Origin of the sequence: Bacillus sp. RC252, assembly GCF_044909215.1 — a bacterium.
In the GTDB taxonomy this organism is placed as follows: domain Bacteria; phylum Bacillota; class Bacilli; order Bacillales; family Bacillaceae_G; genus Bacillus_A; species Bacillus_A mycoides.
This window is the reverse complement of record NZ_JBIYDV010000008.1, coordinates 185,554-203,742: the sequence shown is the minus strand read 5'-3', so window position 1 is coordinate 203,742 and position 18,189 is coordinate 185,554. Positions and strand designations below refer to the sequence as shown.

Genomic DNA, 18,189 nt, shown 5'->3' with positions numbered 1-18,189 from the left:
ATCTGTCCTTATTGTAACACAATTGAAAAAAGAATATAGAAAAATATTTGTAGATTTTTCAACGCAAATTTGCATTCTGTTCATACATTATAAAAGAGTACTTTTATACGTTTAGAAAATAAGGCGGGAGAAAAATGAGTATTACGGAACGTTTTTTTTACTTAGAAAAAGAACCATGTGTAATTTATTTACCGGAAAAGCCAAATGGATTTTCTGTTATGCTCCTAGGAGATTATAACTATTTTATTGAGAATGGTACAAGTTTATGGACACAGCATGCAGGGAGAGCTTATTTTTTACAGGGCCTTATTGAAAAAGGCTATACGGTCTTTTCATCTAACTTATATGGAAGGCATTGGGGGAACGACCGAGCTGTTTGTCTTGCAAAACGTTTGTATGATGTCGTTCTAAGAAAAGAGACATTGAATGCGAAAATGCACATTATGGCAGATGGTATGGGAGCGCTTGTAGCGCTGGAGATGATGAACAAATACCCTGAATGTATACGTTCTGTCGTTATGTTAAATCCGTGTTTAGATTTACCAGAATATGTGGATTTTGAGAAAGAGCATAAGTTTTTTTACAAAAGATTAGTGAAGGAATTAAGTTTGGCGTATGATTCCAAAGAAGAAGAATTAGAATCAAAAATAAATAAGAAATCATTTGCGCTTCTGCCGTCTTGTGTACCTGTTAAAATTTTTGTCTCAACACAGGAAAAAAGAGGAAGAAAACAATTGTTACGTAAATACGAGAAAATGAGGCAATTCAATCAATGCGATACTTCTGTTTTATTCCATCTGCAAGATGTGAAATATAAAATGGTTAGACAAACGACTGATTTCTTTAAAAAATATGAAGAAGAATTGTGAAGCTCCCATATACATAAATGAGGAGCTATTTGTTTCAAGGGGAAAGGGTTGGTGGTATGAAACGCGTGCTGATTATAGGTGCACTTACGTTTGTAGGTTATCACCTTGTGAATAAAATGATTGCAGAAGAAGTAGAAGTATATGGTCTTGATTTTGATGAATTTGATAGTATGACAAAAATTAATGAAGAGAAATTATTGTTGATTGGGCGGAATGCGTTATTTACGTACTATTCTATAAGGGATGAAGACGGATGGCGATCGGTAGAGGAAGAGAGTTTCGATACAGTTTATTTTTGCTTGTATGAGCCGAATCAGCAAAGTGGATTTCGGAATGAAAGGGTCATATTACAATATTTAAAACGAATCGTAAGGATGTGTGAAAAAAATAAAGTAAAGTTAAATCTAATTTCTTCTATTGAAATAGGAAGCACTGAAGAATCCGAAAACAAACATCTATTTTCGAAAGTGGAAGAAGGGTTGAAAAAAGGCGAATTACAATATAGTGCATATCGAGTTCCTACATTATATGGGCCGTGGCAACCGTCGTTTATGATGTATCATCAGCTTATTTTATCAGAACTTGATGAAAAAGAGTGCCGTTGTATAAATGGAGAAAAAGGAAGGGATTTACTTTACGTTGAAGATGTATGTGAATATTTATGGGAAAATGGAATGAATGTAAAACACCTCGGTATATATAATTTACTTAGTGGAAAAGAAGAGTTATGGGAAAAAGGTATGAGTCTTTTACATGCAGATGATAAAGTAAATAACAAAAATGTGGAAGTAAGAGATGAAGCTGTAGAGGTCATTTCTATTCAAGAAAATACACCAGTAGAATTCGGTTTAAATAAACAATTGGCACATATGAAAAAATATAAAGAGTTATACGAAGGGTAGCACGCGTGTTACACTATTGTATGGATAATTGATTGAAAAGCTTTAATGGAGAGGAAGAGATTACATGAACGAAAAAAGTATGCAATTTTTACAAATCGCAATGAAGCATTTACCAGAAGCAAAGGCAATTTTAGATTCTAATGGAATTGCACTTGATATGGAGAAAGCACAGCCGGTGTTAGAGCTATTGATGAAAGTAATGGGCGAAGCATATGAGCTTGGGAAAGCGGATAAAGAATAAAACCAAACAAAACCCTTCTTTTTTGATGGGAGAGAGGCTCGAACCGTGGATAGAAGCGGTTGGGGCCTTTTTTTGTTTCGAGCGGAGTGAAACCAGAGAGATGATGAGGCTAAAGGGGAAGGTTATGAGGAGAAGGTCTTAGTTTTGAAGGGAAAGCAGATAAAGAATAAAACCAACCCCTTCTTTTTTGATGGGAGAGAGGCTCGAGCTGTGGATAGAAGCGGTAAGGGTTTTTTTGTTTCGAGCGGAGTAAGGTCAAAAGTATTGGGAAGTTTATCTTTTGAAAGGATAGGAATTTTTTTGTTTCTTTTAATGAAAAGTAAAGTTCGTAATACGCTGTCTTATTTTTTTAGCTGAAATATATTCTAGACAAAAGTACATTTATGTTTTAAAATTAGTACCAAGTCATAATAATTGATATAAAACGGAGGGCTGCGATGTGAACGTGGGCATTTTAGGGATCGGAAGATATGTGCCAGAAAAAGTAGTCACAAATCACGATTTAGAGAAAATCGTAGATACATCTGATGAATGGATTCGTACGAGAACGGGAATTGCAGAAAGACGCATTGCCGATGATACAATAGATACTTCATATATGGCGGTAGAGGCTTCTAAAAAAGCACTTGAAGATGCCGGGATTAGCGGAGAGGATATCGATCTTATTCTAGTGGCAACAGTAACGCCAGATCGCGCATTCCCAGCAGTAGCCTGTGTAATTCAAGAAGCAATTGGCGCAAAACACGCAGCCGCGATGGATTTAAGTGCAGCATGTGCTGGCTTTATGTACGGAATGATTACAGCGCAGCAATTTATTCAAACGGGAACTTATAAAAATGTATTAGTAGTTGGTAGTGACAAACTATCTAAAATTGTAGACTGGAACGATCGAAATACAGCAGTACTATTTGGAGACGGAGCAGGTGCTATCGTAATGGGAGCTGTTTCGGAAGGAAAAGGTGTACTTTCCTTTGAATTAGGAGCGGACGGAAGTGGCGGTAAGCATCTTTATCAAGACGAGTATGTTATGATGAACGGCAGAGAAGTCTTTAAATTTGCTGTTCGCCAACTTGGTGATTCCTGTCTTCGCGTGTTAGAAAAAGCGGGACTTACGAAAGAGGATGTGGACTTCTTAGTACCACATCAAGCGAATATTCGTATTATGGAATCTGCAAGAGAAAGATTAAATTTACCGAAAGAAAAAATGAGTATGACAATTGAAAAGTTCGGTAATACATCGGCTTCTTCAATTCCAATTGCAATGGTAGAGGAATTGCAAAATGGACGTATTCAAGATGGTGATTTAATTATACTAGTCGGTTTTGGCGGCGGGTTAACATGGGGAGCAGTAGCTCTTCGTTGGGGTAAATAAGGACTGAGAGAAAAAAAGGAGTGTATTTTGTATGGAAAAAAAGAGGGTCGTAATTACAGGGCTAGGAGCTGTTACACCGATCGGAACAGATGTTGAAACAGCTTGGGAAAACATTAAAAACGGTGTATCCGGAATCGGACGACTTACAAGAATAGATTCAGAACAAATTCCTGCAAAAGTAGCAGCAGAAATTAACGACTTTGAAGTCGAAAAATATATAGATAAAAAAGAAGCGCGCCGTATGGACCGCTTTACGCAATATGCAGTAGCAGCAGCGAAAATGGCAGTTGCGGATGCGAAGCTTGAAATTACAGAAGAAAATGCACCACGCATTGGTGTATGGGTTGGTTCTGGTATTGGTGGTATGGAAACATACGAAGAACAATTTAAGATTTTTACTGAAAAAGGTCCGCGCCGCGTGAGTCCATTCTTCGTACCAATGATGATTCCAGATATGGCAGCAGGTCAAGTGTCAATCGCTACAGGAGCGAAAGGAATTAATACTTGCTCTGTAACAGCTTGTGCATCTGGAGCAAACTCAATTGGTGATGCGTTTAAAGTAATCCAGCGCGGTGATGCTGATGCGATGATAACAGGCGGAGCAGAAGCACCATTAACAAGTATGGCATTCGCTGGGTTTAGCTCAGCGAAAGCATTAACATTCAATGAAGATCCAGCAACGGCTTGCCGCCCATTCGATAAAAATCGTAGCGGTTTCGTAATGGGTGAAGGATCAGGAATTCTTATTCTTGAAGAATTAGAGCATGCGTTAGCGCGTGGTGCTCATATTTACGCGGAAATTGTCGGCTATGGTGCAACTGGTGATGCATTCCATATTACAATGCCTGCTCCTGGTGGTGAAGGCGGAGTTCGTGCGATGCGTCAAGCTTTAGCTGATGCAGGTCTAGAGCCAGAAGATATTGATTACATTAATGCGCATGGTACAAGTACAGATGCAAATGAAAAGTATGAAACGATGGCAATTAAAGAAACGTTTGGTGAGCATGCATATAAAGTAGCAATTAGCTCGACGAAATCAATGACAGGTCATTTATTAGGAGCAGCTGGTGCTGTTGAAGCGATCTTCTCTATTAAATCAATTACAGACGGAGTAATTCCTCCGACGATTAACTATGAAACACCAGATCCAGAATGTGATTTAGATTACGTACCAAATACAGCGAGGCATCAAGAAGTGCGAGCTGTATTAAGTAATTCATTAGGATTCGGTGGTCATAACGCAGTATTAGTATTTAAAGCATATAAATAATATGTACAATAAGGTGTCTTTTCGTAAAGTATTACGAAAAGACACCTTATTTATTTTTTATCACCTTTACGTTCCTTTCTTTTTTGCATATACATAAGAAAAGGAGGGATGAAGGTTGGGGGTTGTTGAAACGGCAGAATGGTTACATCTGTATTATGGACGTCCAGAGAAGCTTTGTGAGAAATTTACAAAGTATATTCCATTGCCAAAAGAGAGACTGTATCGCTTTTTAATCTCTAAAGGTATGTATCGCCCAGTAATGCGGGGGGAGCAGGAAATTAAAGAGTTAGAGAAGAAAGAAATTTGGAAAGAACTTAGCATGGAGTATGAAAAATTGAAAGGTTGGCTAAAAGGTCCAGATGTCCCTATCTTTATTTTATTATCAGATTCATACAATCGAACTGTACAAGAGGAATATAACGGGAAGGCTGGCTTATCTATGCGTCACGTTATTTTCTTATTCGTATGTGGACGTAATTCAGTAGAGGAACTAAAAGCTTTATTAACGCATGAATACCATCATATATGTAGGTTACATCAAATTGAGACGAAAGAAACAGAGTATACATTACTTGATACGATGATTATGGAAGGGTTAGCTGAGCAAGCTGTGTATGAAAGGTATACAGAAAAAAGATGTGCACCGTGGACTACTTACATTTCAAAAGAAGATGCTATTTATTATTGGAGGAATTCAATACAAGAACGAATAGGCGTAAAGAGAGGTACGAGGGAGCATGATGTTTTATTAAATGGACTGCACTCGTATCCGAAAATGCTTGGCTATGCACTTGGATTTCATATTGTGAAAGATTGTGTAGCATTTGAAGGAGAAAATACACTTTCTTTATTATCTATAGATGCGAAAGAAATATTGAATAAAGCAAATACATTTCATGTTTCATGAAAAACAGGGGAGCTATCTCCTGTTTTTTTAATATTATAGAAGAAAAAATAATAATTAGAATATATTTCCTCAAGTGGAATAAAGTTAAGCAAAACTGAACATAATGATTGGTACAAACAGTAGTGAAGTGAGGGGTAGTGAATGTTATATCTACATGATGTATGGGTAAATTGGTTTGAAGGTGAAGAGAATGGGTATAACGTTTGTCATTTTTACGAATGGCGGAAAGATGATACGATTGAGCTATTAGATCAAGTGCCATTATTAAAAGTAGATGCCACATTATATCATTACATCGAGAACGAATTATTAGAGCTTCCGCAAAAATTATTGGAAGACGTATATCATAAGGCTTATATTCGTAAAAATCACGAACGTTTGCAACAAGAATATTGTTTTGTAGTTACAGATGGAAAAGGAATTATTGCGATTGATTCAATCGGCTATAATGTGCCAATTAGAAAAAGTAGGCTTATACCGCGTCAAGAACAGATGGTATATGAGATGGTAGAGAATGTGCAAGCAGAAAAGTATGAGTTCCAAGTGGAAGAGATTGAAAAAGAACATCATATTTTATCGCCGTCGCCTTTCATTATGAACGGCCTAACTCGTAAAGAAAGACAGTTAAAACAATTATTATTTATGGCATTAGATCAATTACATACAACGAAAAATCCAGCTGAAATTCGCTATTGGTTCACAGAGTGGGATCCATCAGCGTACGGAATGGTCCAACATATGGAGTTTGAAGATGTTTGGGCTAAACTTTATGATGAAGCGAAAACTGGATGGTCTGAGAAGCACGAGCAATTATGTGAGCGCCTTGTAAAAGGACAGCCGTTTTTTGAAAAGTTATGGGAAATGGAAAATGAGCAGAAGGTAAATTAAAAAAACCGCCAATTGGCGGTTTTTTTAATTTGTTGTAACTTAGCTCCAGCGGCAAGAATGTTCGGTGGCTTCGCGCCTTCCTGCGAGGCAAAACCCGCCTCTACGTCAGGAGCTCCATCCTCCTCACATTCTGAACGAGCCGCTTCCGCTTTATATGAAATCCAGCTCCAGCGGCAAGAATATTCGGTGGCTTCGCGCCTTCCTGCGAGGCAAAAAACGCCTCTACGTCAGGAACTCCATCCCCCTCACATTCTAAGCGAGCCGCTTCCGCTTTATAGGTTACCTACGTTTTCTACTTAATCCCATTGCGTTTTCTACTTTGCGTAGTTGTTTGAATGCAACGCGGTTTGCTTTTTCTGCACCTTTGTCTAGAATTTCGTCTAGTTCTGGTGAGTTGATTAGTTCGTTATATTTGTCTTGGATTGGACGAATTGCTTCTACGACTACTTGTGCTAGGTCGCCTTTGAAGTCTCCGTATCCTTTTCCTTCGTACATTGCTTCTATTTCTTCAACTGTTTTTCCAGAGAATGAAGAGTAGATTGTTAATAAGTTAGAGATTCCAGGTTTGTTTTCTTTATCAAATTTCACGATACCTTCAGAATCAGTTACAGCACTTTTAATTTTCTTTTCAATTGTTTTTGGTTCATCAAGCATACTGATCATTGCTTTTGGATTCGGATCAGATTTACTCATTTTTTTCGTAGGTTCTGTTAATGACATAACGCGAGCTCCTACTTTTGGAATACGAATTTCAGGAACAGTGAACACTTCACGGAAGCGTTTGTTGAAACGCTCTGCTAGGTCGCGTGTTAATTCCATATGTTGTTTTTGATCATCACCAACAGGTACGATTTCAGTGTTGTAAAGTAAAATATCAGCAGCCATTAATGGTGGATACGTTAGTAATCCAGCTGGAACTGAATCTCTACCAGAAGATTTATCTTTATATTGCGTCATACGCTCTAATTCTCCAACGTAAGCAACTGATTGCATAATCCATCCTAGTTGAGCGTGTGCTGGTACTTCTGATTGTACAAATAAAGTAGCTTTTTCAGGATCGATGCCGCATGCTACATAAAGTGCAGCAAGAATGCGAATGTTTTTACGAAGTTGTACGGGATCTTGAGGTACTGTAATCGCATGTTGGTTTACAATACAGAAATAACAGTCGTGTTCATTTTGAAGCTCTGTAAATTGCTTCATAGCTCCTAAATAGTTTCCAAGTGTAATTGTTCCGCTTGGCTGAATACCAGAAAAGATAACTGACATAAGTAATTCCTCCTAAATTTGAATGCGTGATGGGGAAGAGAAGGCAAACAAAAAAGCCCATTCATCCCAAAAAACTATAGGGACGAATGGACCGCGGTACCACCCTAATTATTTCACTACTGTGAAATCTCTCTAATCCATAATAACGTTTGGATATAACGCCAAAGCCTACTACTTTCGGTTCGGTTTGGTGCTCAAAAGCCCATTCCATACTGCGCAATTACTTGTTCACACCAGCCACAAGCTCTCTGAAATTGCCCCAATATGTACTCTTCTTTATCATCGCATACATATAAATTTATTTATTGTTACCTAAGCTCTTTTAATATGAAAGAACTAAAGTTTTATAACAAAATGTTTTGCTGATTATTATATCATATGGGATAGTGTTTGCAAACTACATCAAAATAGTAAAGCTAATGAGGATCGAGAACAACCCAAGTACGATACCGGTAATACAAATCGGATACGTCCATTTGAATGAATATGTTTTATAAATACGTTCTTTCTTATCGATAGGTTCCTCTGCTTCTTCAATTAAAGAGTCAATTTTTTTATTCGTACCAAATACTCTTTGGAATGCGTAAATTGTTACGTTAAAAAATCCGTTTTGAAATATGAATAAAAAACCACCTATAAGAATAAAAAACAATGCAATATAGAATGAGATGTTGACAAAATTCAACAAAAAATGAGATGAAACGAGGAATGCGCCCACACTAGAAGCGATTATCGCAACCAAAAATAGTATACAAGTATGAAAAAAAACTTTATTCAAAATATTCCCCTCCGTCAAAATATTACTAGAATTATTATACTATAAAAGTTATAATAAGTAATATAAATAATTTTTTGAAAATTATACGCAATTGAGGTTCTAATTTCAAGATGATGGTAGCAATGTTAACGTATCCCTTTACGAAAAATTAAAAATATAAACATTTTATAAAAAATTTTAACAAAAAAACAAAAAACTATATTCACAATCGTCATATTATATGTATAATGAAAATTGTAGAAACTTGGAGATTATTCTTTCAATTCTGTTTTTCTACAAGTGAGGGTACAGGAAGTGCAATTAGGGGAGGCAACACAGCATGAAGAAAAAGATACCGCTATTGCTTGCATCAACTTTAACGGCAAGTATGTTGCTTGGCGCGTGTAGCTACCAGAAAGAGGACGCTAAAGCAAAAGGAAAAGAAAACACTACTAGTAGTAGTAACGGAAAACAGATTCTTAATTTGACAGAGTTATCTGAAATTCCATCAATGGATGCATCGTTAGCATCAGATTCTGCATCTTCAACAGCATTAAATAATACGATGGAAGGTTTATATCGTACTGGCAAAGATCAAAAGAGAATGCCTGGGATTGCTGAAGATGTCCAAAAGCAAGATGATGGGAAGAAATACATATTTAAGTTAAGAAAAGATGCGAAATGGTCGAATGGGGAACCTGTAACAGCGAAAGACTTTGTGTATTCATGGAAAAGAGCAGTAAATCCAGATACAAAAGCGACGTATTCATACATTATGTTCGATATTAAAAATGCAGAAAAAATTCATAAAAAAGAATTACCTGCTGACCAATTAGGTGTAAAGGCGATTGATGATTATACATTAGAAGTGGAATTAGACAATCCCGTTCCTTACTTTATTGATTTAATGGTTTATCCGGTGTTCTACCCACTAAATGAGAACTTTGTGAAATCACAAGGTGATAAGTTTGGTTTAGAGGCAAATACAACATTATATAACGGGCCATTCGTTATGAGTGATTGGAAACATGAACAAAGCTTCCAATTTAAGAAGAACCCATCATATTGGGATAACAAGACGGTTAAAATCGAAGAGATAAATTTCAATATTGTGAAAAATACATCGACTGATGTAAATTTATATGAGACAAATTCGATTGATCGTGCGGCTCTAACATCGGAATTTGTTGATAAATTTAGACAAACTCCAGAGTTCCAAACACGAAAAGAAGCTGGAGTTGCCTACTTAAGATTTAATCAAAATAATAAGTATTTGAGTAATAAAAACTTAAGAAAAGCAATTTCAATGTCCTTTGACCGTGATAACATTGCAAAAGTTATTTTAAACAACGGCGCAATCGGTGCTTACGGATTTGTTGGAAAAGATTTCGCTGAAGGTCCGAATAAAAAAGACTTCCGTGCTGAAAATGGAAATCTAGTTGAAACGGATTCAAAAGAAGCGAAAAAACTTTGGGAAACAGCAAAGAAAGAGCTTGGCACTGATAAAATTGAACTAGAATTCTTAAGCTTTGATAATGAAGATGCGAAAAAAATTGGCGAATTCTTAAAAGGTGAGATGGAAAAGAACTTACCTGGTTTAACAATCAAAATTAAACAGCAGCCATTCGCACAAAAAAATAAATTAGAAGACTCTCAAGAATATGATATGGCGTTTGGTATTTGGGGTCCAGACTTCCCAGATCCAGTTTCATATTTAGATATGTTTGTTACGAATGGTTCACAAAATAAAACAGGATATTCTAATCCGAAATATGATGAGCTAATTCTAAAAGCAAAAACAGATACAAAAGATTTACAAGCCCGCTGGAACAACCTTTTAGAAGTAGAGAAAATATTAATTAAAGAGGATGCAGTTATTACTCCGATCTTCCAAAAAGGTTCAGCATATGTGGTAAAAGGTGCCGTAAAAGATATTATCCCAATTAACTATGGTGGTAGATTAACTTACAAATGGGCATCTGTTGAACAAAAATAATCTTTTTTCCATCGTTTACAAGGGTATATGCCTATGATGGGCATATGCTCTTATTTTAAAAAAATAAAAGTAAGAATATTTTAAACTATCTTATTGCTTTTGAGAAAAACGGGGAGGTGCTTGACTATGGGACGTTATGTATTAAAACGTTTCGTGTACATGGCTTTGACATTATTTTTAATTACTACACTGACTTTCTTTTTGATGAAATTACTACCGGGTTCTCCGCTTAAAAACCAGGAGAAGCTATCACCGGCACAAAAAGAAATCATTCTTGAAAAATATGGATTAAATGATCCAGTACCAGTTCAATATGCACGTTACTTAGGTAACTTAGCAAAAGGTGATTTAGGGGTATCATTCCAATATGATAACCGCCCAGTAACAGATATGATTGTGGATCGTATTGGACCATCAGCACAACTTGGTTTACAAGCGATTATATTAGGAACATTTATCGGTTTAATTTTAGGAATCGTTGCGGCGCTTCGTAACAATACGTGGGTCGATTATGGGGCGACAATTATTTCCGTACTCGGGATGTCGGTACCCTCATTCGTATTCGCCGCATTACTACAATATTTCGTAGGGGTAAAACTTGGTTGGTTCCCAGTAGCATTCTGGAAAGGACCGGAGTTTACAGTAATGCCTACAATTGCCTTATCGATGGCAGTTATCGCAACAATCGCACGTTTCGCTCGTGCAGAGTTAATTGAGGTTATGCAAGCAGACTACATTTTAACAGCGAAAGCGAAAGGAATTAGCCAAGGCGTTATCATTATCAAGCACGCACTGCGTAACGCATTAATTCCAGTTGTAACAATTTTAGGACCAATGGTTGCAGGATTAATTACAGGGACACTAGTTATTGAGCAAATTTACGCTGTACCTGGACTTGGGGAACAATTCGTTAAATCGATTACAGTGAATGACTATACAGTTATTATGGGAACTACAATTTTCTATAGTGCGATCTTCATCTTAGTTATTTTCATTGTCGATATTTTATACGGAATTATTGATCCTCGTATTCGTTTAGCGGGAGGGAAAAAATGATGAAAGATGTACAAAAATTATCTCCAGATTTATTTCAACCAGCCAATCAGAGTAATGTTGATAATGAAGTCATTGCCCGTCCAAGCTTAACGTTTTGGCAAGATGTAAGAAGACGTTTGTTCCAACATAAAGGTGCAATGTTTGGTTTCGTATTATTAATGCTTATTGTACTACTAGCAATTTTAGGACCGATGGTAAGTAAGCATTCTTATAAAGAGCAGGATTTAGGTCGTGCGAAAATGCCACCGAAAATTCCAGTGATTGAAAATGTTCATTGGCTACCATTTGACGGTACAGATCAATATGGTGTTGACCAATATGAAAAACGTGATATTAAAGAGTACTTCTGGTTTGGTACAGATGATCTTGGCCGTGATTTATGGACAAGAACATGGGAAGGTACACGAGTATCATTATATATCGCTCTTTTAGCAGCAGCGATTGACTTAGTAATTGGGGTTGCATACGGAGGTATTTCAGCTTTCTATGGCGGCAGAGTAGATAATATTATGCAACGTATTATGGAGATCATTAACGGTATTCCATACTTAATCATCGTTATTTTAATGGTAATCATTATGGGATCAGGTATTTGGTCAATTACACTTGCGATGGCAATTACAGGTTGGATAGGGATGTCGCGTATCGTTCGTGGACAAATCCTAAAATTAAAAAACCAAGAATATGTATTAGCATCTCGTACATTAGGGGCAACGAATACACAGTTAATTGTGAAGCACTTAATTCCGAACGTAATGGGACCAATTATCGTAATGACAATGTTTACAATTCCAACAGCGGTATTTGGTGAAGCATTCTTAAGCTTCATCGGACTAGGTATTCAGCCACCATTCGCATCACTTGGTTCTCTTGTAAATGATGGTTATAAATCAATTCAAACGTATCCACATATGATGTTCATCCCAGCGGTTGTCATCAGTATGTTAATCTTAGCATTCAACTTAATTGCAGACGGATTACGCGACGCGTTAGATCCAAAAATGCGTAAGTAAAAGAGGGGAGAAGTAAAAATGAAAACATTGCTAGAGGTAAAAGATTTGCAAGTCTCCTTTGATACACATGCAGGTGAAGTACAAGCTGTACGCGGTGTTACTTTTGATTTGAAAAAAGGAGAAACATTAGCGATTGTAGGAGAATCTGGTTCTGGTAAATCAGTTACTTCTAAAGCGTTAATGGGATTAATTCCGAATCCTCCAGGACGTATTAAAAACGGTGAAATCGTATTTGAAGGTCGTGACTTAACGAAACTAACAGAAAAAGAAATGCAGCAAGTACGCGGTAAAGATATTGCGATGATTTTCCAAGATCCAATGACATCATTAAATCCAACGATGACTATTGGTAATCAGATTATGGAAGGTCTTATTAAGCACCAAGGGATGAGTAAAGCAGATGCACGTAAAGTTGCGTTAGAATTAATCGACCTTGTAGGTATTCCGAATCCAGAAGCGCGCTTAAAACAATATCCTCACCAATTCTCAGGTGGTATGAGACAGCGTGTAGTTATTGCGATGGCGTTAGCTTGTAACCCGAAATTATTAATTGCCGATGAGCCGACAACAGCGCTAGACGTTACGATTCAGGCGCAAATTTTAGAACTTATGAAGGACATTCAGCAAAAAACAGAAGCAGCAATCATTTTCATTACGCATGACTTAGGTGTAGTGGCAAACGTTGCAGACCGAGTTGCGGTTATGTACGCTGGTAAAGTTGTTGAAATTGGAACTGTTGATGAAATTTTCTACAATCCAAAACATCCATACACATGGGGCTTAATCGCATCTATGCCAAGCTTAGATGGTGCAGAGGACGAGCTATATGCGATTCCAGGAACGCCTCCAGACTTATTAAAACCGCCAAAGGGTGATGCTTTTGCACCACGTAACCCGCAGGCATTGAAAATTGATTTTGAAATGGACCCACCTTTATTTAAAGTAAGTGATACACATTATGCGGCAACTTGGTTACTTCACGAGCAAGCTCCAGAAGTAAAACCACCGGCAGTCGTTGAAAAACGCATTCTTCAAATGAAAGCAGGTGAACAACATGACTAAACAACGTGAGAAATTAATTGAAGTAAAAAATGTAAAGCAGCACTTCGACGTGAGTGGTGGTGTTGTCAAAGCGGTTAATGATATTTCATTTGATATTTACCGCGGAGAAACATTTGGTCTTGTAGGAGAATCAGGTTGTGGTAAATCGACAACTGGAAGAACGATTATTCGTTTATATGATGCAACTGCTGGTGAAGTGTTGTTCGATGGTGAAAATGTACATGGTAAAAAATCACGTGCAGAGCTGAAGAAGTTCAACCGTAAAATGCAAATGATTTTCCAAGATCCATATGCATCATTAAATCCTCGTATGACAGTAGGGGATATTATCGCAGAAGGTATTGATATTCACGGACTAGCAAAAGGCAAAAAAGAGCGTATGGACCGTGTTCATGAATTATTAAATACAGTTGGTTTAAATAAAGAGCACGCAAACCGTTTCCCGCATGAATTCTCAGGCGGACAACGTCAACGTATCGGTATCGCTCGTGCACTAGCTGTAGAACCTGAATTTATCATTGCTGATGAACCAATCTCAGCACTTGACGTATCGATTCAGGCGCAAGTTGTAAACTTACTGAAACAGTTACAAAGAGAAAAAGGTTTAACATACTTATTCATCGCCCATGATTTATCAATGGTAAAATACATTAGTGATCGCATTGGTGTAATGTACCGTGGTCAAATCGTTGAGTTGACAACAAGTGAAGAGTTATATGCGAATCCAATGCATCCATATACAAAATCACTACTATCTGCAATTCCGCTTCCAGATCCAGATTATGAGCGCAATCGTAAACGTATCGTATACGATCCAACTCAGCATGATTATGGTAGCGAAGCACCAACAATGCGTGAAATTCGCCCAGGACATTTTGTATTATGTTCTGAAGCAGAGTATAAGAAATATAAAGAAATCTATCAATAATAAAGTAGAGCCATTCTTCTATTACAGAAGGATGGCTCTATTTTTTTATACTAATTAAACTTAATTTAGTATAAAGAGATTTTATCCAAGTTCTTTTTCTGTTTAAAGACAGCAAATTAAGAGTTTCCAAGAATGAAGAAAAGGCGACTGAAATCCAGCCGCCTTTTTCTTCATTTAGAAACACTTTTATTTTATTGCGCTTGAACAGAAGCACTATCTTCTTGTTCATCAGGTTTAACAAGTGCATAATTTTCCCACGATCTACTTCTCCATCGGAAGAACATAATAATCGCCCGCGTCCATTCGTCGATAGCAATCGCTAGCCAAATACCAACGAGCCCCATGTCTAAATGGAAGGCGAAAAAGTAACCGAGTGGTAAGCTCATTAACACCATGGAGAATGCGCCGATTAAAACAGGATATTTTGCATCGCCAGCTGCACGAAGTGAATTAATGATGACGATGTTCATCGTCCGTCCTGTTTCAAGTAGTACACTTAGTAAAAGAACGCTTGCCCCTAGAGCGATAATATGAGGATTATCCGTAAATAGTCCCATTAATTGTGTGCGGAAGGTAACAACGAGCATGACCATAAATAAAGTTACACCAATCGCCCATTGTACACTTTTCCATACGCGTGTGTAAGCTTCATCCTTTTCATTTCCGCCAACTAGGCGTCCAACGATAATAGCTGTTCCCATACCGATAGCAATGGCGAATAAATAAGTGAACATGGAAATGTTAGTAGCGTATTGTCTTGCAGCTAACGATTCCGTACCTAAGTATGTTGCGTAATATAAGAAGACAATTTGACAAGCTTGATACATGACTTGCTCGAATGCCGATGGAATGCCGATCTTTAAAATTTTGCCAACGTATTCTTTTGATAAAGTGAAGTAATATTGTAATTTCACACGGTATTCCATAACGCGGTACAGTAACCAGAAGAAAACGATAAGTGCGATTAACCGGCTGACAGCAGAAGAAATAGCGGCCCCTTGCACACCAAGTTCAGGAAAACCGAATTTCCCGAAAATAAGTACGTAGTTTCCGGCGATATGAATGATATTCATTCCAAGCGAAACAAACATTGCTTGCTTTGTAAAGCCGTGAACGCGGATAATTGCGGCTAATGAGTTAATAATAGCTTGAAGGAAAATAGCTCCTCCGACGATGGATAGATAGCTTTGTGCATACGTTAGTACATCGCCTTGTAAATTCATTGCCATCATCATATGTTTTGAAAATAAAAGAAAACCAGCGCTTATAATGAGTCCGACCACTAAATTTAATGTGACGGCTAATGCTGATATTTTTGATGCTTCCATAAAGCGTTTAGAACCGAGGTATTGGGATACAACGATAGCTGCACCATTCCCGATGACTTCTAGTACTAAAATCGCGATATGAAGGTATTGATTTGCTGCACCAACCCCAGATACAGCATCGTCTGATAATGCACTTAACATGAAAGTATCAGCGATCCCCATCAGCATAAAAAGAAAAACTTCTAGAAAAATAGGCCATGTTAATAAGAATAAACTTAATTTCTCTGTTGGCCCGTTTTTTGAGCGAATTGCTGTCATGTCCGTCCCCTCTTTACCGATATCTATTTTTAGCAAAGTGTATCGTAACACACTTTCATATCCTTTGCACTTATTTTAGCCTACATATTTTCAATATGAATAAACCTTCATTTTATGACAAAAAAGGAGGAATAATTATGCGTAAGATATTATAGAATATAAAATTTGTTTTTCTCTGATAATTTAGAAAAGTGTAAAAATCGTCATTTTTAACACTTTAATTCAATAAAAACGCAGTATGAAACGTTTACAAATACACAAAGTGTTAACAGAAAATTTTAATAAAATAGAAATACAAATATACAAAGAATATATTTGTGTGTATAATATGAATTATTAGAACATATATATATTTCTTTCTGTTTGAAAATGAAAGGGCTAACATTTTTTTGGAGGGTGGAAGTATGAAAAAAAAGATACCAGTTTTTGTAGCATCAACAGTAGCAATGAGCATGATTTTAGGGGCATGTGGCTACCAAAAAGATGAACCGCAAGCGAACGCAAAAGGGGATAGCGGGAAAAGCGGTGCGAAGCAAGTTATAAACTTAATTGAAACGCAAGAAATTCCAACGATGGACCCTGCGTTATCAGCTGATGCAGTTTCTTCAAAAGTAATGAACAATACGATGGAAGGTCTATACCGCCTTGGGAAAGATGATAAATTAGTTCCAGGTGTAGCGAAAGAATTCCAAAAGTCAGAAGACGGTAAAAAGTATACATTTAAATTACGTGAAGATGCAAAATGGTCAAATGGTGAACCTGTAACGGCGAAAGATTTCGTGTATGCATGGCAAAGAGCAATTAATCCAGATACAGCTGCGAAATCGGCGTACATTATGTACGATATAAAAAATGCTGAGAAAATTAATAAAAAAGAGATGAGTCCAGACCAATTAGGCGTGAAAGCGATTGATGATCATACATTAGAAGTAGAATTAGATAATTCTATCCCATATCTTATTGATTTAATGGTCTATCCGATCTTCTATCCTGTTAATGAAAAGTATGTGAAAGAGCAAGGGACGAAGTTTGGTTTAGAAGCAAATACAACACTTTACAACGGTCCATTTACATTAAGTGATTGGCAACATGAACGTAGTTTCAAAATGACAAAGAGCCCATCGTATTGGGACAATAAAGAAGTGAAACTTGAGGAAGTAAACTTTAATATTGTAAAAGATACGTCTACGCCAATTAATTTATATGAAACAAACGCAGTCGATCGAGCGACGTTATTAGCAGAGTTCATCGATAAATATAAAGGAAAACCAGATTTCAAAACAGTAGAAGAGACATCTGTATTCTTCCTTCGTTTAAATCAAAAAGACCCATCTTTAGCAAATAAAAATATTCGTAAAGCAATTTCACTTGGCTTTGATCGTAAACCATTCGTTGATACATTATTAAATAACGGTTCTAGGCCAGCGACAGGATTAATTCCTGATAATTTCATTAAAGGTCCGGATAAAAAAGATTTCCGTGCTGAAAATGGAGATATTATAAAACCAAATGTAAAAGAAGCGAAAAAGTATTGGGAAGCTGGTAAAAAAGAGCTTGGTAAAAATGAAATTGAATTAGAGATGTTAAATGAAGACGTTGAATTATCGAAGAAAACTGGTGAATATTTAAAAGGTGAGTTAGAAAAGAATTTACCAGGCTTAACAGTGAAAATTAAACAACAACCATTCGCACAAAAACTAAAATTAGAAGATGCAGGCGATTATGTAATGTCATTCTCTGGATGGGGGGCAGACTTCCCAGATCCAGTTACATATCTTGATATGTTTGTAACTGACGGAGCGCAAAACAAAATGAAGTATTCTAATCCGAAGTACGATGAGATTATTATGAAAGCGAAGAAAGATGGAAGCGATGTAAATGCTCGCTGGAAAAACTTACTTGAAGCAGAAAAAATGCTACTTGATGACGCTGCGATTGTTCCGGTATATCAACGTGGTAGAGCATATTTACAAAGAGAAACAATTAAAGATATGTACAACCATAAATATGGCCCCGATGTAAGCTTTAAATGGGCATCAGTAGGAAAATAAGAAAAAAGCAGGTGATGACCTG

The 18,189-nt window shown here is 36.9% G+C and carries 16 protein-coding genes and 1 other annotated feature; of the genes, 13 read left to right on the top strand and 3 right to left on the bottom strand.

The window, feature by feature from the left end; genetic code table 11:
• The first annotated feature begins 134 nt into the window (after positions 1-134).
• From ABH960_RS14100 to ABH960_RS14070, 7 genes are all read left to right on the top strand, one after another.
• On the top strand, positions 135-869 hold the full coding sequence (locus ABH960_RS14100; RefSeq protein WP_404445910.1) for a lipase family protein: 735 nt from the start codon (positions 135-137) through the stop codon (positions 867-869).
• A gap of 29 nt (positions 870-898) precedes the next feature.
• The gene (locus ABH960_RS14095; protein ID WP_404445907.1) at positions 899-1,771 is read left to right on the top strand and encodes an NAD-dependent epimerase/dehydratase family protein; all 873 of its coding nucleotides are present in this window, start codon (positions 899-901) and stop codon (positions 1,769-1,771) included.
• Positions 1,772-1,835: 64 nt separating this feature from the next.
• Positions 1,836-2,012 carry a ComZ family protein gene (locus ABH960_RS14090; protein ID WP_002011319.1) on the top strand — a complete coding sequence of 59 codons (177 nt, stop codon included), beginning with the start codon at positions 1,836-1,838 and terminating at the stop codon, positions 2,010-2,012.
• A gap of 439 nt (positions 2,013-2,451) precedes the next feature.
• Positions 2,452-3,384 carry a beta-ketoacyl-ACP synthase III gene (fabH, locus tag ABH960_RS14085; protein ID WP_001100550.1) on the top strand — a complete coding sequence of 311 codons (933 nt, stop codon included), beginning with the start codon at positions 2,452-2,454 and terminating at the stop codon, positions 3,382-3,384.
• A 31-nt stretch (positions 3,385-3,415) separates the two neighbouring features.
• Positions 3,416-4,654 (top strand): beta-ketoacyl-ACP synthase II, encoded by a 1,239-nt coding sequence (fabF, locus tag ABH960_RS14080; RefSeq protein WP_113937673.1) that lies wholly within the window; start codon positions 3,416-3,418, stop codon positions 4,652-4,654.
• Between the two features lie 115 nt (positions 4,655-4,769).
• A complete protein-coding gene (locus ABH960_RS14075; protein WP_002030365.1) occupies positions 4,770-5,561 on the top strand; it encodes a DUF2268 domain-containing putative Zn-dependent protease in 792 nt (263 codons plus the stop codon).
• 141 nt (positions 5,562-5,702) lie between these two features.
• Positions 5,703-6,449, top strand: a complete 747-nt coding sequence (locus ABH960_RS14070) for a YjbA family protein (RefSeq protein WP_002030367.1) — start codon at positions 5,703-5,705, stop codon at positions 6,447-6,449.
• A gap of 279 nt (positions 6,450-6,728) precedes the next feature.
• Here ABH960_RS14070 and trpS read toward each other — a convergent pair whose 3' ends face one another.
• Positions 6,729-7,718, bottom strand: a complete 990-nt coding sequence (gene trpS / locus ABH960_RS14065; RefSeq protein WP_404445901.1) for a tryptophan--tRNA ligase — start codon at positions 7,716-7,718, stop codon at positions 6,729-6,731.
• A gap of 75 nt (positions 7,719-7,793) precedes the next feature.
• Positions 7,794-8,010: a binding site (T-box leader), on the bottom strand.
• A gap of 105 nt (positions 8,011-8,115) precedes the next feature.
• Positions 8,116-8,496 (bottom strand): DUF3899 domain-containing protein, encoded by a 381-nt coding sequence (locus tag ABH960_RS14060; RefSeq protein ID WP_002125921.1) that lies wholly within the window; start codon positions 8,494-8,496, stop codon positions 8,116-8,118.
• Positions 8,497-8,815: 319 nt separating this feature from the next.
• On the opposite strand from ABH960_RS14060, the gene ABH960_RS14055 reads away from it, so the two are divergent.
• The 5 genes from ABH960_RS14055 to ABH960_RS14035 all read left to right on the top strand — a co-directional run bounded on the left by ABH960_RS14055 (position 8,816) and on the right by ABH960_RS14035 (position 14,530).
• On the top strand, positions 8,816-10,471 hold the full coding sequence (locus ABH960_RS14055) for a peptide ABC transporter substrate-binding protein (protein WP_404445898.1): 1,656 nt from the start codon (positions 8,816-8,818) through the stop codon (positions 10,469-10,471).
• 126 nt (positions 10,472-10,597) lie between these two features.
• Positions 10,598-11,527, top strand: a complete 930-nt coding sequence (gene opp3b / locus ABH960_RS14050) for an oligopeptide ABC transporter permease (protein WP_000534165.1) — start codon at positions 10,598-10,600, stop codon at positions 11,525-11,527.
• Positions 11,524-12,540: an oligopeptide ABC transporter permease gene (gene opp3C / locus ABH960_RS14045; protein ID WP_002086981.1), complete on the top strand. Its 1,017-nt coding sequence runs from the start codon at positions 11,524-11,526 to the stop codon at positions 12,538-12,540. Before opp3b ends, opp3C begins: the two co-directional genes overlap by 4 nt.
• An 18-nt stretch (positions 12,541-12,558) precedes the next feature.
• A complete protein-coding gene (locus ABH960_RS14040; protein WP_002011337.1) occupies positions 12,559-13,602 on the top strand; it encodes an ABC transporter ATP-binding protein in 1,044 nt (347 codons plus the stop codon).
• Positions 13,595-14,530 (top strand): ABC transporter ATP-binding protein, encoded by a 936-nt coding sequence (locus tag ABH960_RS14035; RefSeq protein WP_002134960.1) that lies wholly within the window; start codon positions 13,595-13,597, stop codon positions 14,528-14,530. The genes ABH960_RS14040 and ABH960_RS14035 overlap by 8 nt, the downstream gene beginning before the upstream one ends.
• A 191-nt stretch (positions 14,531-14,721) precedes the next feature.
• On the opposite strand, the gene ABH960_RS14030 is transcribed toward ABH960_RS14035, so the two are convergent.
• Positions 14,722-16,167, bottom strand: a complete 1,446-nt coding sequence (locus ABH960_RS14030) for an MATE family efflux transporter (protein WP_061674934.1) — start codon at positions 16,165-16,167, stop codon at positions 14,722-14,724.
• A gap of 353 nt (positions 16,168-16,520) precedes the next feature.
• On the opposite strand from ABH960_RS14030, the gene ABH960_RS14025 reads away from it, so the two are divergent.
• A complete protein-coding gene (locus tag ABH960_RS14025; protein ID WP_113937680.1) occupies positions 16,521-18,167 on the top strand; it encodes a peptide ABC transporter substrate-binding protein in 1,647 nt (548 codons plus the stop codon).
• Positions 18,168-18,189 lie beyond the last annotated feature (22 nt).

Bases quoted from the DNA above. Each gene is read 5' to 3' on its own strand.
- ABH960_RS14100 (WP_404445910.1), top strand. From the start codon at position 135: ATGAGTATTACGGAACGTTTTTTTTACTTAGAAAAAGAACCATGTGTA.
- ABH960_RS14090 (WP_002011319.1), top strand. From the start codon at position 1,836: ATGAACGAAAAAAGTATGCAATTTTTACAAATCGCAATGAAGCATTTA.
- fabF (WP_113937673.1), top strand. From the start codon at position 3,416: ATGGAAAAAAAGAGGGTCGTAATTACAGGGCTAGGAGCTGTTACACCG.
- ABH960_RS14070 (WP_002030367.1), top strand. From the start codon at position 5,703: ATGTTATATCTACATGATGTATGGGTAAATTGGTTTGAAGGTGAAGAG.
- trpS (WP_404445901.1), bottom strand. From the start codon at position 7,718: ATGTCAGTTATCTTTTCTGGTATTCAGCCAAGCGGAACAATTACACTT.
- ABH960_RS14055 (WP_404445898.1), top strand. From the start codon at position 8,816: ATGAAGAAAAAGATACCGCTATTGCTTGCATCAACTTTAACGGCAAGT.
- opp3b (WP_000534165.1), top strand. From the start codon at position 10,598: ATGGGACGTTATGTATTAAAACGTTTCGTGTACATGGCTTTGACATTA.
- opp3C (WP_002086981.1), top strand. From the start codon at position 11,524: ATGATGAAAGATGTACAAAAATTATCTCCAGATTTATTTCAACCAGCC.
- ABH960_RS14040 (WP_002011337.1), top strand. From the start codon at position 12,559: ATGAAAACATTGCTAGAGGTAAAAGATTTGCAAGTCTCCTTTGATACA.
- ABH960_RS14035 (WP_002134960.1), top strand. From the start codon at position 13,595: ATGACTAAACAACGTGAGAAATTAATTGAAGTAAAAAATGTAAAGCAG.
- ABH960_RS14025 (WP_113937680.1), top strand. From the start codon at position 16,521: ATGAAAAAAAAGATACCAGTTTTTGTAGCATCAACAGTAGCAATGAGC.